15 protein-coding genes are annotated in these 14,271 nt (G+C 68.9%); 10 read left to right on the forward strand and 5 right to left on the reverse strand.

The window, feature by feature from the left end:
- The first annotated feature begins 7 nt into the window (after nt 1-7).
- Nucleotides 8-1,408, forward strand: a complete 1,401-nt coding sequence (locus D0D37_RS23870; RefSeq protein WP_116202797.1) for an MFS transporter — start codon at nt 8-10, stop codon at nt 1,406-1,408.
- Nucleotides 1,409-1,460: 52 nt separating this feature from the next.
- Here the strand turns inward: D0D37_RS23870 and D0D37_RS23875 are convergent, their stop codons facing one another.
- From D0D37_RS23875 to D0D37_RS23885, 3 genes are read right to left on the reverse strand one after another with little or no spacing between them, the layout of a single operon-like run.
- Complete coding sequence (locus D0D37_RS23875) at nt 1,461-1,883, reverse strand: DUF2871 domain-containing protein (protein WP_116202798.1); 423 nt, start codon at nt 1,881-1,883, stop codon at nt 1,461-1,463.
- Nucleotides 1,880-2,578 (reverse strand): ABC transporter ATP-binding protein, encoded by a 699-nt coding sequence (locus D0D37_RS23880; RefSeq protein WP_116202799.1) that lies wholly within the window; start codon nt 2,576-2,578, stop codon nt 1,880-1,882. The genes D0D37_RS23875 and D0D37_RS23880 overlap by 4 nt, the downstream gene beginning before the upstream one ends.
- On the reverse strand, nt 2,578-3,594 hold the full coding sequence (locus D0D37_RS23885) for an ABC transporter permease (RefSeq protein WP_116202800.1): 1,017 nt from the start codon (nt 3,592-3,594) through the stop codon (nt 2,578-2,580). Before D0D37_RS23885 ends, D0D37_RS23880 begins: the two co-directional genes overlap by 1 nt.
- 166 nt (nt 3,595-3,760) lie before the next feature.
- On the opposite strand from D0D37_RS23885, the gene D0D37_RS23890 reads away from it, so the two are divergent.
- The 7 genes from D0D37_RS23890 to D0D37_RS23920 all read left to right on the forward strand — a co-directional run bounded on the left by D0D37_RS23890 (nt 3,761) and on the right by D0D37_RS23920 (nt 9,616).
- Entirely contained in the window at nt 3,761-4,936 is a 1,176-nt protein-coding gene (locus D0D37_RS23890; protein ID WP_116202801.1) for a sensor histidine kinase, read from the forward strand.
- The gene (locus tag D0D37_RS23895; RefSeq protein ID WP_116202802.1) at nt 4,933-5,550 is read left to right on the forward strand and encodes a response regulator; all 618 of its coding nucleotides are present in this window, start codon (nt 4,933-4,935) and stop codon (nt 5,548-5,550) included. Before D0D37_RS23890 ends, D0D37_RS23895 begins: the two co-directional genes overlap by 4 nt.
- Nucleotides 5,551-5,891: 341 nt before the next feature.
- On the forward strand, nt 5,892-7,034 hold the full coding sequence (locus tag D0D37_RS23900; protein WP_116202803.1) for a cation:proton antiporter: 1,143 nt from the start codon (nt 5,892-5,894) through the stop codon (nt 7,032-7,034).
- Entirely contained in the window at nt 7,031-7,408 is a 378-nt protein-coding gene (locus tag D0D37_RS23905; protein ID WP_116202804.1) for a hypothetical protein, read from the forward strand. Before D0D37_RS23900 ends, D0D37_RS23905 begins: the two co-directional genes overlap by 4 nt.
- Before the next feature lie 103 nt (nt 7,409-7,511).
- On the forward strand, nt 7,512-8,468 hold the full coding sequence (locus tag D0D37_RS23910) for a hypothetical protein (protein ID WP_116202805.1): 957 nt from the start codon (nt 7,512-7,514) through the stop codon (nt 8,466-8,468).
- Nucleotides 8,469-8,611: 143 nt separating this feature from the next.
- Nucleotides 8,612-9,211, forward strand: coding sequence for a GNAT family N-acetyltransferase (locus tag D0D37_RS23915; protein WP_116202827.1), 600 nt, complete (start codon nt 8,612-8,614; stop codon nt 9,209-9,211).
- A 48-nt stretch (nt 9,212-9,259) separates the two neighbouring features.
- Nucleotides 9,260-9,616, forward strand: coding sequence for a VOC family protein (locus tag D0D37_RS23920; protein ID WP_116202806.1), 357 nt, complete (start codon nt 9,260-9,262; stop codon nt 9,614-9,616).
- On the opposite strand, the gene D0D37_RS23925 is transcribed toward D0D37_RS23920, so the two are convergent.
- Nucleotides 9,588-10,772 (reverse strand): cytochrome P450, encoded by a 1,185-nt coding sequence (locus D0D37_RS23925; protein ID WP_116202807.1) that lies wholly within the window; start codon nt 10,770-10,772, stop codon nt 9,588-9,590. The two genes, D0D37_RS23920 and D0D37_RS23925, sit on opposite strands and share 29 nt — an antisense overlap.
- Nucleotides 10,773-10,877: 105 nt before the next feature.
- Nucleotides 10,878-11,423, reverse strand: a complete 546-nt coding sequence (locus D0D37_RS23930; RefSeq protein ID WP_208720111.1) for a winged helix-turn-helix domain-containing protein — start codon at nt 11,421-11,423, stop codon at nt 10,878-10,880.
- A 66-nt stretch (nt 11,424-11,489) separates the two neighbouring features.
- On the opposite strand from D0D37_RS23930, the gene D0D37_RS23935 reads away from it, so the two are divergent.
- Both D0D37_RS23935 and D0D37_RS23940 read left to right on the forward strand, forming a co-directional pair.
- Nucleotides 11,490-12,833: a M20/M25/M40 family metallo-hydrolase gene (locus tag D0D37_RS23935; protein ID WP_244223646.1), complete on the forward strand. Its 1,344-nt coding sequence runs from the start codon at nt 11,490-11,492 to the stop codon at nt 12,831-12,833.
- A 91-nt stretch (nt 12,834-12,924) separates the two neighbouring features.
- Nucleotides 12,925-14,223: an MFS transporter gene (locus D0D37_RS23940; RefSeq protein ID WP_116202810.1), complete on the forward strand. Its 1,299-nt coding sequence runs from the start codon at nt 12,925-12,927 to the stop codon at nt 14,221-14,223.
- Nucleotides 14,224-14,271 lie beyond the last annotated feature (48 nt).

Here is a 14,271-nt window from a genome sequence, read left to right on the forward strand (position 1 = left end):
AAAAACGATGACCACCGCACCAGAAACCCGGCCGAACACCCTCCGCTGGTGGGCGCTCGGACTGATCGCCCTGGCCCAGTTCATGGTGATCATGGATACCTCGATCATCGGCGTCGCACTGCCGCGCATGCGCGACGCGCTCGGATTCACCCCCAGCACGCTGTCCTGGGTCTTCAACGCGTACGTGATCGCCTTCGGCGGCCTGCTGCTGCTAGGCGGACGACTATCGGATTTGTTCGGCGCCAGAAAGCTTTTCGCCACCGGGTGGGCGATTCTCCTGGCAGGTTCGGTGCTCGCCGGAGCCGCTGGAAACGTCCCGATCGAGCTCGCTGGCCGGATCGTGCAGGGCGCGGGAGCCGCGCTCATCGCCCCGTCCGCGCTGACTCTGTTGATGATGCTCTTCGGCAGCAACCCGAAGGAACTCACGAAAGCCCTTGCGCTGTACGGCGCGGCGGCACCGGCTGGCGGTACCGCTGGAGTGTTCCTCGGCGGAGTGATCACGGAGTACCTGTCGTGGCCGTGGGTGTTCTACCTCAACGTGCCCATCGCCGTGCTCGCACTGTTCGCCACTCGCGCGGTTTTGCCTGGGGGAGCGTCCGGAACCCGGGGCACCGTTGACGTCATCGGCGCGCTGACCGTCACGCTCGGCCTCGGAACGCTGGTGTACGGGATCGTCCGCGCTCCGGAAGCGGGCTGGGCAGCCGCGGAAACCTGGATCGCGCTCGGTGCCGGCGTCGTACTGCTGGCCGGTTTCGTTCTCCGGCAAGCGAAAGCCCGCACTCCGCTGATGCGGTTGTCGATCTTCCGTGCTCCGCGACTCGGTGCGGCGAACCTGGCGCAGGTTTTCCTTGGCGCGGCGTGGATTCCGATGTGGTTCTTCCTGAACCTCTACCTGCAGCAGGTACTCGGCTTTCGTGCCTTCCCCGCAGGTGCCGCGTTGTTGCCGATGACCGCGCTGATCATGCTCGGAATGATCGCCTTGGCCCCGCGAGTGATCGGCCGCTTCGGCCCGAAGCTGCCGATCGTCGCCGGATTGCTGTTGCTGGCAGCCGGACTGGGCTGGCTCGCGCTGGTGCGGGCGAACGGCAGCTTCTGGGTGGACGTCCTGCCCGCGTCGCTCGTCGAGGCGCTGGGGATGTCGCTGGCGTTCATCCCGTCGCTCAGCACGGCGATTTCCGCGGCCCGGCCGGAGGAAGGCGGGCTCGCGTCGGGGATCGTGAACACCGGCTACCAGGTGGGATCGGCGCTGGGCTTGGCCGTGATGACCGCGCTGGCGGCTGCTTCCGGCGCGGGTGCGCTCGGTGACCCGGCGGCGTTGACGAACGGCTACTCGGTCGCCTTCATCGGCTCGGCAGTGCTCGCCCTCGCCGGAGCAGTCCTGGCAGCCGTCACCTTCCGCCGCCAGTAAGTCCGTGAAGGACTCCTTGAGGGAATCAGATTCCCTCAAGGAGTCCTTCACGTCACGCCTTCGACTCGGCGGGCTTCCAGATCCGTCCGTGCAGGCCGACGAACAACAGTACAAATGCGACAGTCAGCAGGATGTGCCCGAGCCCGGCGATTCCGGCGATCGCCGCGCCGGATTCCTTGCCCAGCACGGTGAGCGTGCCGTGCACGGCCATCCCGCCGACCGTGACGAGCATTCCGGCGTGGTAGATCCAGAAGAACGGCGCGAACGACCTCGTCGCCGACAGCGTGAACACCTTGTCCAGCACCAGGACGATCAGGAACACCAGCGTCCCGAGCGCGAGCAGGTGGGTGTGCACAATGGACAGCTGGGTGTCGCCGGTGAAGTTCTTCGCCTTGGTCAGCTCGCGGTAGTACAGCCCGCCGAGCAGGCCGAGGATCGTGTAGATCGCGGCGGCCCAGTAGATCTTCTTCGTCATCGGTTCTCCTCGGCTCCGGCGCGGGCCGGCTGGTGGATCCGTCCGTCGACGACCTCGTGCACCGAGTCGACCCCTTCGAGGTGGGAGCGGTCGTGGGTGACCAGTACGGTTGCCGTCGCCTGTTGGTGCGTGATCGTAGTGAGCAGATCGACGACCGCCGCGCCTCGGTCCTGGTCCAGCGCGCTCGTCGGCTCGTCGACCAGCAGCACGGCGGGCTCGTTCATCAAGGCGCGCGCGATGTTCACCCGCTGCTGCTGTCCGCCGGAAAGCCGTCCCGGCCGGTGCGTCGCCCGATCGGCGAGCCCGACCGCGTCGAGCAGTTCCTTCGCTCGTTTCGCCGCCTCGCCGCGCGGTGTTCCGCTCAGGTGCGCCATGACTTCCAACTGTTCCACCGCAGTGAGCGACGCGAGCAGATTCGGTTGCTGGAACACAATCCCGATCTTGGTGCGGCGCAGTTCCGCGAGGGCGGCCCGGTCCAGGCCGGTGGTGTCGGCGCCGCCGACGACCACGCGTCCGTGATCGGGCCGGATGAGCGTCGCGGCGACGGCCAGCAGGCTCGACTTGCCCGACCCGGACGGTCCGATCACGGCGGCGACGCTTCCGGCGGGCACGTGAAGGTCGACCTGGTCGAGGGCGGTGAGGCGAGAATCGCCGTCGGGGTAGGTGAGGGTGATGCCGGACAGGTGCAGGCTCATCAGTGCGCTCCGGAGGTGAGGGCGGTCAGCGGGTCGACCGAGGTGATGCGGCGGACCGCCAGCGCGGCGCCGAGCACGCCGAGGACCACCAGCACCGCGGCCGGACCGAGCAACGTGCCCGCGCTCAGCACGAACGGCACCGTCCCCGATGCGACCGCTCCGAGCGCGGCGGCGAGTCCAGTTCCGAGCGCGGTCCCGCCGACCAGCAGTACGACAACTTGGCCGAGCGCGTCCCGGAGCAGGTACTTCGTGGTCGCGCCGAGCGCTTTCAGGACTGCGATGTCACGGCTGCGCTGGATCGTCCACACGGTGAAGAACGCGCCGATCACCAGTGCGGAGATCACGAACAGGAAGCCGCGCATCAGCTGGAGCGAGCCGTTTTCCGCCGAATAGGAACCGATCGCGGACAACGCGTCGTCCTTCGTGACAGTGCGGGTGCCGAGACGTGTGTCAGCTGCGGCGAGATCGGCGGATTTGTCGGTGGTCACCGCGAGCACTGTCGCGTTTGGACCGGTCAAGTGCGTCCAGACGACCGGGAGATGGCTGTATGACGCGTCTCCGGAGACGGCTGTAACGGTGACTTTCTGGCCTTGCAGGGTGAGTTGGTCGCCTTCGTGAGCCTTCAACGCGTCAGCCGCGCCCGTGGACAACGCAGCTGTGCCCGGGCTCGTGTTCTGGACCCCGAACGCCGCCAAGGTCGCGGTGCGCTCGCCGACCGCGGCGCTGGCCGTGCTGATCGCGATCGGCTCCGCGCTGGTCACTCCCGGAGTCCGGGCGTACTGATCGGCCTGTTCCCGGGTCACTGTGGACTGTCCAAACGAGAGCGAACCGCTGCCGGGTTCGGCGAAGACCAAGTGGTCGGCCTTCAACCCGGTGATCGCGGACGTGCTCTGCGCGGCCAGCCCCGCGGTGAGCCCGGACAGCAGCCCGACCAGCAACGTCATCAGCACCACGACGGTCCCCATCAACGCGAACCGCCCCTTGGCGAAGCGCAGATCCCGCCACGCGACGAACATGTGCGTACCTTCCTTCTCGGTGTGCCTTCCAGCCTCGTCCGGCCGGGGCGCGGGGACATCGCGCCGCGGATGGCCTCCCGGGAATCGATGGACGCACTCGCCGCTCAACCTTTCGATTGATGCGAATTCCCGGGGGAGCACGGACAATTGACCGCAGGAGGCTTTCGTGAACCCGCACACCCTCGACCGGCCGTTGCGCGTGCTGCGCGTCTGCCTGCACCTCCTGCTGGCCGGGCTCCTGGTGCTCGCCGTCGCGCGCGCGTTCGCCGACGGCCTGCCGCACGCGCCCGCGGTACTGGCGGGCGCGCTGGTGATGGGCGGCGTCTACACCGCGGGCCCGCTGCTGCCCCGCGTCGGCCGGTTGCCGGGCGCGACGGCCGGATGGCTGGTCGTGCTGGGCGTCGCGTGGCTCGTGCTGCTGTGGCTCACTCCGGACGGGGTGTGGCTGGCTTTCCCGCTGTATTTCCTGCAAATGCACCTGCTGCCGACCCGCTGGGGCCCGGCCGTCGTCGCGCTCACCACTGTCCTGGCGATCGCCGGTTTCACGCGCCACCAAGGCGGATTCAGCGTCGGCGTGATCATCGGCCCGACGCTCGGGGCCGCGGTCGCGATCGCCACCGTGCTCGGTTACCAGGCGCTCTATCGCGAAAGCGAACAACGGCGGCACCTCATCGAGGAGCTGCGCGAGACCCGCAACGACCTCGCCGCGATGGAACACTCCGCCGGAGTCCTAGCCGAACGCGAACGCCTTGCCCGGGAAATCCACGACACGCTGGCGCAGGGCCTTTCGAGCATCCATCTGCTGCTCCGCGCCGCCGAACGCGCCCTGCCGGACCGTCCCGACGCCGCGGTCCCACACGTCACGCAGGCGAGGCAAGCCGCCCAGGACAACCTCACCGAAGCCCGCCGCCTCGTCTACGCCCTGGCCCCGGTGGAACTGGAAGGCGCTTCCTTACCGGCGGCTCTGGAACGCCTCTGCGCGACCACACAACAACGTTCCGGGCTGACTGTCCACTTTCACCTCAGCGGCACCCCGTTCGACGTGCCGACCGCGTACGAGGTCGCCTTGCTCCGCATCGCCCAATCGGCGCTGGCCAACACCGTCCGGCACGCCGCGGCTGGCCGGGCCGAGCTGACCTTGAGCTACATGGACACGAGCGTCACCCTGGACGCCGTGGACGACGGTATCGGCTTCGACCCGCAAGAAGTGCGCAGCGGCAGCGGCTTCGGCCTGCCCGCGATGCGCGCCCGTGCCCGCTCCCTCGGCGGCTCGTGGACAGTGGAATCTTCACCGGGCAACGGCACCGCGTTAGCCGTCAGCTTCCCCGTGGATGCGCGATGATCCGCCTCCTGCTGGCCGACGACCATCCGGTGGTCCGTGCCGGATTGCGCGCCGTCCTGGAAACCGAACCGGACCTGGAAGTCGTCGCGGAAGCTTCCTCCGCCGAAGACGCCGTGCGGTTGGCCGTTGGCGTGGACGTCGTGCTGATGGACCTCCAATTCGGCTCCGGAATGCACGGCTCCGAAGCGACCGCGGAGATCACCGCGGCGGCGGACGCGCCGAAAGTCCTGGTCCTGACGACCTACGACACCGACGGCGACATCCTCGCCGCCATCGAAGCAGGCGCGACCGGATACTTGTTGAAGGACGCCCCGCCGGAAGACCTCGCCGCCGCGGTGCGGAACGCCGCCGCCGGACAGACCGTCCTGGCCCCGGCGGTCGCGCATCGGCTGATGAATCGCATGCGCACTCCCGCGGCCGCGTTGTCGCCGCGGGAGATCGAGGTGCTGGGTCTGGTCGCGGACGGATTGTCGAACCTGGAGATCAGCAAGCGGCTGTTTTTGAGCCAGGCGACGGTGAAATCGCATCTGGTGCACATCTACACGAAACTGGAAGTCGATTCCCGGACGGCCGCGGTGGCGGCGGGGAAGGCACAGGGGCTGATCCGCCGCTAACGGTTCGCGGCCGGTGCGTGCGGAGGCCGCCTCAGGTCCGTGAGGGGAACCCTGAGGGACTCAGAGTCCCTCAGGGTTCCCCTCACGGACAGCACACTCCGTACCTGTCTCGCCAACCCCCCGGCGACCAGCACGGACACCTCACACCGCAGCCGCAGCGCCGCCTTAAGTCCCTGGCATTGGGAATCAGAGTCCGTGGGGGTTCCCCTCACGGACCGCGAGCCTGGCGACCGGACCCGCTAGCCGCCTTGTGCTCGGTGGAATTCCCGCGCCGCAGGCGGGTGACGGGAGTAGCCCGACCACCCGAGCCCGGCGACAATACCCAGCGGGAGGAGGCGCCGATGACCCTGTTCGCGATGGCCGTCGTCCTTCTCGCCGGACTGGCCGGACCTCTCCTGGCCACCCCGAAACGCGCCCGGATCCCGATCGTCGTCGGCGAGATCCTGCTCGGCGTGGCGGTCGGCCGGACCGGGTTCGGCTGGGTGAAGGCCGACGATCCGATCCTCTCGTACGTCGCCTCCGCCGGGTTCGCGCTGGTGATGCTGGTCGCGGGCAGCCACGTGCCGTTGCGGGACGCTGCGTTGCGCGTCGCGGCCGGGCGCGGGGCCTTGCTGGCCGCGTTGGTGGGCGTGCTGTCCGTGCCCGCCGGGTTCGGGGTGGCCGCGCTCGTCGGCACCGGGCACGGGCTGCTTTACGCCGTCCTGCTCGCGTCCAGTTCCGCCGCGTTGGTGATGCCGGTCCTGGACGAGACGAAGCTCGGCACACCGCCCGCGCTGGCCTTGATCGTGCAGGTCGCGATCGCGGACACCGCGTGCATCGTGGCGCTTCCGCTGGCAGCCGCGCCGCAGAAGGCCGGGCGGGCGGCGCTCGGGGCGCTGGCGGTCATCGCGGCCGGGGCGGTGTGGTTCGTGGTGCTGCGGTGGCTGCATTCCCGCGGGCTCGTCGACAAAGCGCACGACCTCAGCAAGTCCCGGCATTTCGGCATCGAACTCCGGATCGCGTTGATTGTCCTCTTCGGACTCGCCGGGTTGGCTCAGCTCGTCGGGGTGTCGGTGATGCTGGCGGGGTTCGTCGCGGGGCTCGCGCTGGCCGCGGTCGGGGAGCCGCGTCGCCTTGCCCGGCAGTTGTTCGCGGTGACCGACGGCTTTCTCGGGCCGGTGTTTTTCGTGTGGCTGGGCGCTTCGCTCGACTTGCGCGCGCTCGGCCAGCATCCGGTGATGCTCGTGCTGGCCGCGTTGCTCGCGGCCGGTTCCGTCGTAGTCCACGGTGCGACGCGACTGCTGGGACAGCCGCTGCCGCTGGCCGTGCTCGCGGGCGCGCAACTGGGAGTGCCGGTCGCGGCGGTGACGATCGGCACCCGCGAACAATTGCTCGCTCCGGGCGAGGGCGGGGCGATTCTCGCCGCGGCGCTGATCAGCGTCGGCGTGACCGCTTGGGCCGCATCCCGTGCGGTCAAGGAGTTCGAATCGAGGGAGGCGTCATGAAAGAGCACTGGAAAGACGAACCGGACGAGCATGATTATCCGGCAGCATTCGACTATCTCACGCTCGTCACGCCCGAGGAGACCGTGACCGGACTGGTCGATCAGCTGAAGCGGGCGGAACTGACGCACCGCAAGGCGAAGGACATCCTGCGGGCGAGCAGATTGAAGCTGCTGCCCGAGGACAACGCGCACGTCGCGAAGGACCTCGAGAAGGTCAAGGACGGCAAGGCTCTCTCGCCGGTCCTGCTCGTCCGCGGGCACGGCCACCCCGGCTTCGCGACGGCCGACGATCTGGTCATCGCGGACGGTTACCACCGCGTGTGCGCTTCGTATCACCTGGACGAAAATGCCGACATTCCGTGCAAATTGATTTGAGACCCGGTTTGGATTCCGAATTGATTGCGAAGGCCCGCCGCTCGTAACGCCTGCTCCCGGCTGTCGATCTTTCGTTGCGAGATCGACGAGACAGGCGGAGCGAGTGGACGAGCACAACATCGAAAACCACCCGGACCTGATGGATCCGGACTGGCAGCGGCACGCCGAGAAAGAAGCTTGGACCGGCCTGCGCCGCAACCGGCGACGGGCGCGGCGGCGCAGGTTGGTCACCATCTCGGCCGCGGTGGTGATCGTCGTGGCGGCGGCCGGGTTTTACCTGTGGAAGCAGGGGACGAGCCCGGAGGAGATCGCCGGGAGCAGCCCGGCCGTGCTCACGCCGACCACCACCGCACCCGCGCCGACCGACCTTCCCGACTCCGGGCACGTCGACCTGAAGCGGCCGTTCGACAACACGCCGGCGCAGAACTGGCCCGAGGGCATCGCCGGGCTGACCGTCCCGGCCCCGGCGAAGGTCGGCTCGTTCTCGGAGAAGCAGGTCGGCGACGCGCAGGAACAGGTCAAGCACGCGGTCGAGCTGGCGCAGTTCGACAAGGACGTCCTGGAGGGGCACCACCCGGACGGCTACATCGGGCTTTTCGCGCCGGACTCCCGGGCGGATCTCCACGTCGACCCGCAGCGGTACCTGCCCTACCTCGAGGACGGCTACCACCTCCTGCCCGTGCGGCCGAGGATGACGGGGAAGATGACCGTGCGGCCGGGCAAGGCCGGGGAGTTGTACCTGCACGTCTCGTACGTGGTGGCTTACGCCTTCGACCCCGGCAGCCACGTGATCGAGGGCCCGGCCGACCTGGAGCCGTTCGTGCGGACCGACGCCGACTACGTCATGCGCAGCGGCACGGGCTGGGGACCCGGCAGCCGCGGCCTGTGGCTGGGCGAGTTCGGCGGGTACACCACCGGCGCCGCGTGCGACGCCGCCAAGAAGAGCCTGCTCGCCCCCGCGTTCGCTGACCCGTACTTCACCGGTCCCTCGATGAAGCCGGAGCCGGGGCAGTTCGATCCGAGCAAACCCGCTTCGGTCAAGGGAAACTGCACAGAGTAACGACGCCCGGAACCGATCGGGGATTCTCCTCGAAGCCGCCGGGGCGCGGCCCGGTACCATCACTCCCGATGATCACGAATGTGTCTCGGCGGTCCTGGTCCGGCGCCGTCGCCCCGTGGCGGGTCGACGAGGTCGGGCGCAAAGTGCGGCTGCGCGAGGTCCGCCCCGGCGACCAGCGCACCCTCGCCGGATTCGACCGGGACTCCGTGCGCGTCCAGGATCCCCAGGTCGGCGGCTACCGGCACTGGGCGACCCATCGCGGGCACGCCACGCCGGACGGCTTCCACTTCGCGATCGAGACGCTGCACAACCGGACGCTGGTCGGCTCCGTCTGGGTCGAAACGGATCCGTTCACCGCCCGGTTCAGCTACGGCATCGGGATCGGCCCGCAGCACCGCCGCTGCGGTTACGCCGCCGACGCCGTCGCTTTGCTGCTGGCGTTCATGTTCGACCGGTGCCGGTACCGCGCGTGCGAGGTCAGCGTCAACGGCAGCAATTTCGCTTCGTTGTCGCTGCACGGCGAGCTGGGCTTCCGGGAAGAGGCCCGGCTCCGCGACGCCGAGCTGCTGCGCGGGGAGATCAAGTATCCGGTCCTGATGAGCATCACCGCCGAACAGTTCGCCGCGCGGAACCTGGCGCTGGCGGCGGTTCGCGGCTCTGGCCGGTCGTCGTCGCGCGGGCGGCATTGGCGAGTCCAACGCCCTGGACGGCACCGCCGGATCGCCTACTCCGCCGGCGGCTAGCTCCCATTTCTCCAAGCCCCCAGCGCATCGATCTGCGACGCTGACCGGGTGATCAAGCGCATCATCGCCTACGCCGAGGGCTCCGACGACGCCGAGACCCGCGACTTCTACGTCAACGTCCTCGGACTCGACGTCGCCATGGACAATCCCGTTCTCGGCCTCCGCAGCAGCGACAACCCGGCCGCCCAGGTGCTCGTCCTCGCGCCAGGCAGCATCGATCCCGTGCCGCGCTGGGGGATCGACCTCGGCGAACCGGAGGCGGTCGAGCGAGCCCACGCCGAAGCGGTCCGGCGCGGGCTGCGCGTCGTTTATCCGCTCACCGACGAATCCTGGGGCGTGCGGCGGTTTTTCGTCGAGGATCCGGGCGGCACGGTCGTCAACGTGCTCGCCCACCTCGCCACGTGATGGGCAGTTCGCGCACCGAGTAGAAGATCGCGTTCTCCTTGAACTCCAACCGGTCCAGCGGCACGGCCAGCTCCAGCGTCGGCACCCGCCCGCGCAAAGCGGAGTACGCGATCTCCAGTTCGAGCCGGGCCAGCGGCGCGCCGAGGCAGAGGTGCCGTCCGTAACCGAACGCGACGTGGTGGCGCGCGGACCGGCGGACGTCGACCCGGTCGGGATCCGGGAAAGCCAGCGGATCCCGGTTCGCCGTGCTCTTCACCGCGACGATGCCCTCGCCCGCACGGATCAGCTGCCCGCCGATCTCCAGATCCTCCAACGCGACTCGGCGCGCTTCGGTGTGCGTGATCGACAGATAGCGCAACAGTTCTTCCACCGGGTCCGCTGACGCGTCGCGGAACTGCTCCGGATGCGTCAACAGCACCGCTGTGCCCAACGCGATCATGGCAGCAGTGGTGTCGTGACCTGCCACCAGAAGAAGTTGACCCAGCACAGCGATCTCGTGCCGGGTCATCGTGCCGACTTGTTCGACGGCCAGCTTGCTGAGCAGATCATCGCCCGGCTCGGCGGCTTTCGCGGCGACGAGGTCCTCCAGATACGCGTTCAGCTCTTCGCTGGCGGCCACGGCTCGCGCCGGATCGGGGTCGTCCATGACGAGCGTTCGGGCCACGCCTTGGAAGAAATCGCGGTCCGCGTAAGGGACGCCGAGCAGTTCGCAGATCACCAGCGAGGGGAGCGGCATCGCGAACGCCTCGACCAGATCGGCCGGGTTCGGCCCGGCGAGCAGCCGGTCGAGGAGATCGTCGACCAGCTGCTGAATGCGGGGCCGCAGCGCCGCCATTTTCCGGACGGTGAACTCCGGGGCCAGGATCCGCCGCTGCGCGGTGTGCTCCGGAGGATCCATCTGCATCAACGTTTTCATCTGCGCGTCGCGCGCCTTGCTGACCGCGTTGGTGTGCGGGAAACCGGGCTGCGTGACGTCGACGCTGACTCGCGGATCCGCCAGCACCGCACGGACCTCGGCGTACCGGGTGATCAGCCAGGGTTCAGTGCCGTCCCACAGCCGCACGCGCGACACCGGTGCCCGGCTCGTCAATCCGGGCGCGGGGGCGAAGGGACACCCCGCCGCCCGCGCCATCGGGAAGGTTTCGCCGTCGGTCATGGAAGCTCCTCACGTTCGGGTTCGGAGCTGAAGCATGGCCTCGCGGGAGGGTCCGGTAATCAGACAAAGCGGACGTGAGGTGGGTCACAATCCGAGCGGTGCCGGTCAGTCCTCGGCAGTGTCGGGTTCCCCCGGGCGTTCGACCACGCTCCACAGGAACGAATGCCTGCGCCCGGTCGGCTCCTCGCGCGCGACGAATTCGTCCAGCAGCGCGTCCAGCCGGGAGTGGAGTTCGGCCGCCGCCTCTTCGCTGAGCCGGACCACGCCGCGGCGGGTTTGCTGGATCGACGCCGGGTCGCTTTCGAGCATTTCCGCGCGGTGCGCGTCCAAAGTCGCCAACTCGACGCGTGCGGTCAGCGCCGGATCGCCCGCCTGGTCGAGGTCGAGGTGCCAGGTCCGCCGCGTCGTCCGGTAGGGGCGTTCCCAGGCGCCGAGGTCGCTGCGGCGAGCCGGTTCGGCGACCAGGAATCCGGCTTCCGCAAGCGCGTGCACCCGGCGCAGGACCGTGGCGGGGGATTCTTCGAGCCGGTTCGCCAGTTGCTGGTTCGTCCGCGCGGTGTCGAGGCACAGCCGCAGAATCCGCCAGCTCAGCGGGTGGGCGAGCGCGCGGAGGTCGTCGGCGGTCGCCTGGCGCGGGAGACGGTCGTCCATTGACAGCAGCTTAGCCGATTTGCTTCGATGGTATCGATATCAGAAAGTGAAATCACTGGAGGTCGGGTGCGCCGCATCGAGTCGTACGTCGAGCAGTACCGGGAGCGGCACGAGGCGGAGCTGGCCGAGTGGATCGCCGTTCCCAGCGTGAGCGCGACCGGCGAGGGCATGGCCGACGCGGCAGAATTCGCGTGCGCGTTGCTGCGGCGAAGCGGGCTCGAAGCGCGGCAGGTCGAAACTGGTGGCTGGCCCTTGGTCGTGGGGCGCGCGGAAGGCCCGGCGGGCGCTCCGCACGTGGTGATCTACGGCCATTACGACGTCCAACCGGCCGGGCCACTGGCGGCTTGGGACAGCCCGCCGTTCCAGGCCAGCATTCGGGACGGCCGGATGTACGGGCGCGGCACCGGCGACAACAAGGGCCAGCACCTCGCGCAACTGCTCGCGTTGCGGGCACTCGCGGAAACCGGCGAACTGCCGTGCAGCGTGACCGTTCTGCTCGACGGCGAGGAAGAAATCGGCAGCCCGAACCTGGAGTCCGCGCTCGCCGGTCTGCGCGACGAATGGGACGCGGATTTGGTGCTGTGGAGCGACGGCCCGGTGCACGACAGCGGCGAGCCGACGGTCAGCCTCGGCGTGCGCGGCGCGGTCCGGTTCGAGATTCGGGTGCACGGCGCGCCCGCGGCGCTGCACTCGGGAAACTGGGGCGGCGTCGGGCCGAATCCGGCGTGGGAACTGGTGTGGCTGCTGTCGACGATGCGCTCTCCGGAAGGCGAGGTCCTGGTCAAGGGAATCGCCGACGGCATGGTCCCGCTGAGCCCGTCGGAGCGAGACGCGCTGGACGCGCTCCCGGTCGACGTGCCCGCCGCGCTCGCCGAAGTCGGGCTGGACCGGATGGACGTGCCGGACGGCGTCGGCTTCAACGATCGCCTCGCCTTGCCGACGTTCAGCATCAACTCACTGTCCTGTTTGGACGAAGGCGACCACCGCACGGTCATCCCGGCCACCGCCGTCGCTCGCTGCGACATCCGGACGGTCGGCGGCCAGCGCGCCTCGACGGTCATCGAGGCGTTGCGCGCGCACCTCGCCGAACACCTGCCGCACGCCGAACTGCACGTCCCGGGCGGGTTGATGGAAGCGTCCCGGACGCTGCCGGAATCGCCCTACACCCAGGTGATCACCGACGCGGTCAGCGCGGCTGCCGGACGTCCGGCGCTGCTGGTGCCCGCGATGGGCGGCAGCCTGCCGATCGCCGCGCTGTCCGACGGCCTCGGGCTGCCGTGCTACGGAATCCCGCTGGCGAACGTCGACGAGCACAACCACGGCCCCAACGAGAACTTCGAACTCGCTCGTTTCCACGCCGGGATCACCGCCGCCGCCAACGTTTTGCTCGAACTCGGCAAGCTCCGCTGAATTCCCGCACATGGTTGCTCCGGGCCGGTGTGCCCGGAGCCGCGATTCACCAATGATGCCGAACCGCTGACGCACCGCCTCGGAGGCGACCATGTCGATTCCCGCTCCGGATTCCCCCGCCACCAAAGACAATCCTCCCGAAGAAGTTCCCTCGCCGCGCTCGTCTCGGATCGTGCTCGCGGCCACGGTCGGCAACACCCTGGAATGGTTCAGCCTCGGGGCCTACACCTTGTTCGCCGACGTCCTGGCGAAACAGTTCTTCCCCGCGTCGGACCCGGCGGTTTCGCTGATGCTGGCTTTCGCCAGCGTCGCGGTCGCATATTTGATCCGCCCGTTCGGCGGGATGATCCTCGGGTCCTACGCCGACCGCGTGGGCCGCAAAGCCGCGCTGGTGGTGTCGATCCGGATCATGGCGGTGGCCTCGCTGCTGATCGCGATCATGCCGAACTACGCGACGATCGGGATCGCGGCCCCGATCGGGCTGGTGTTCGCCAACCTGCTGCAGGGCTTCTCGGCGGGCGGCGAATTCGGCAGCGCGACGGCGTATCTGGTGGAGAGCAACCGGAAACGGCGCGGGTTCATGGGCAGCTGGGGCGCGGCGAGCCAGGGGCTGAGCACGCTGCTGGGCATCGTGTTCGCCGCGGTGCTGAGCGCGGTGCTCACCGACCAGCAGCTCGGGTCGTGGGGCTGGCGGATCCCGTTCGCCTTCGGGCTGCTGATCGCGCCGATCGGCTACTACATCCGGCGGCACGTGGAGGAATCCCCGGCGTTCGAGGAGGAGGCCGCCGAGGCCCCGCTGCGGGAGGTCCTGCGCTCGCAGAAAACCCGGATCCTGGTCGCGATGGGCGCGATGGCGGTGTCCACCGCGATCAGCTACCTGATCATCTACATGCCGACCTTCGCCATCCGGAACCTCGGCCTGCCCAAATCGCTGGCCTTCACCACGACGATCGTCACCCAGATCGTGCTGACCGTCCTCGCGCCGGTCGCCGGGCGCCTGTCCGACCGGACCGGCCGGATCCCGCTGATGGCCGCGGCCGGTTCGGTGATGCTGCTGGCGATCTTCCCGCTGTTCCTCGCGCTGAACAGCCAGCCGACGTTCGCGGTGATGACGGCGGTGATGGCCGCGATCGGGCTGGTCAAGGTCTGGTACGTCGGCCCGCTGGGCACGATGATGGCCGACGTCTTCCCGACCCGGACCCGCGCGACGGGGTTGTCGGTCAGCTACAACATCACCGCTTCGCTGTTCGGCGGTTTCACGCCGTTGGTGGTGATTTGGCTGATTCAGCTGACCGGGAGCAATCTCGCGCCGAGTTACTACGTGATGGTGCTGGCGGTGGTGAGCCTCAGTGCGCTGGCGTTTGCCCGGCGGCGGCTGCGGGTGCGGTGATCTGTCCTTTGTGGACTGGGTTGGCGGGTTGGGTGGCGCGCAACCTCT

It is taken from the genome of Amycolatopsis circi (genome assembly GCF_003385235.1).
Classification (GTDB): domain Bacteria; phylum Actinomycetota; class Actinomycetes; order Mycobacteriales; family Pseudonocardiaceae; genus Amycolatopsis; species Amycolatopsis circi.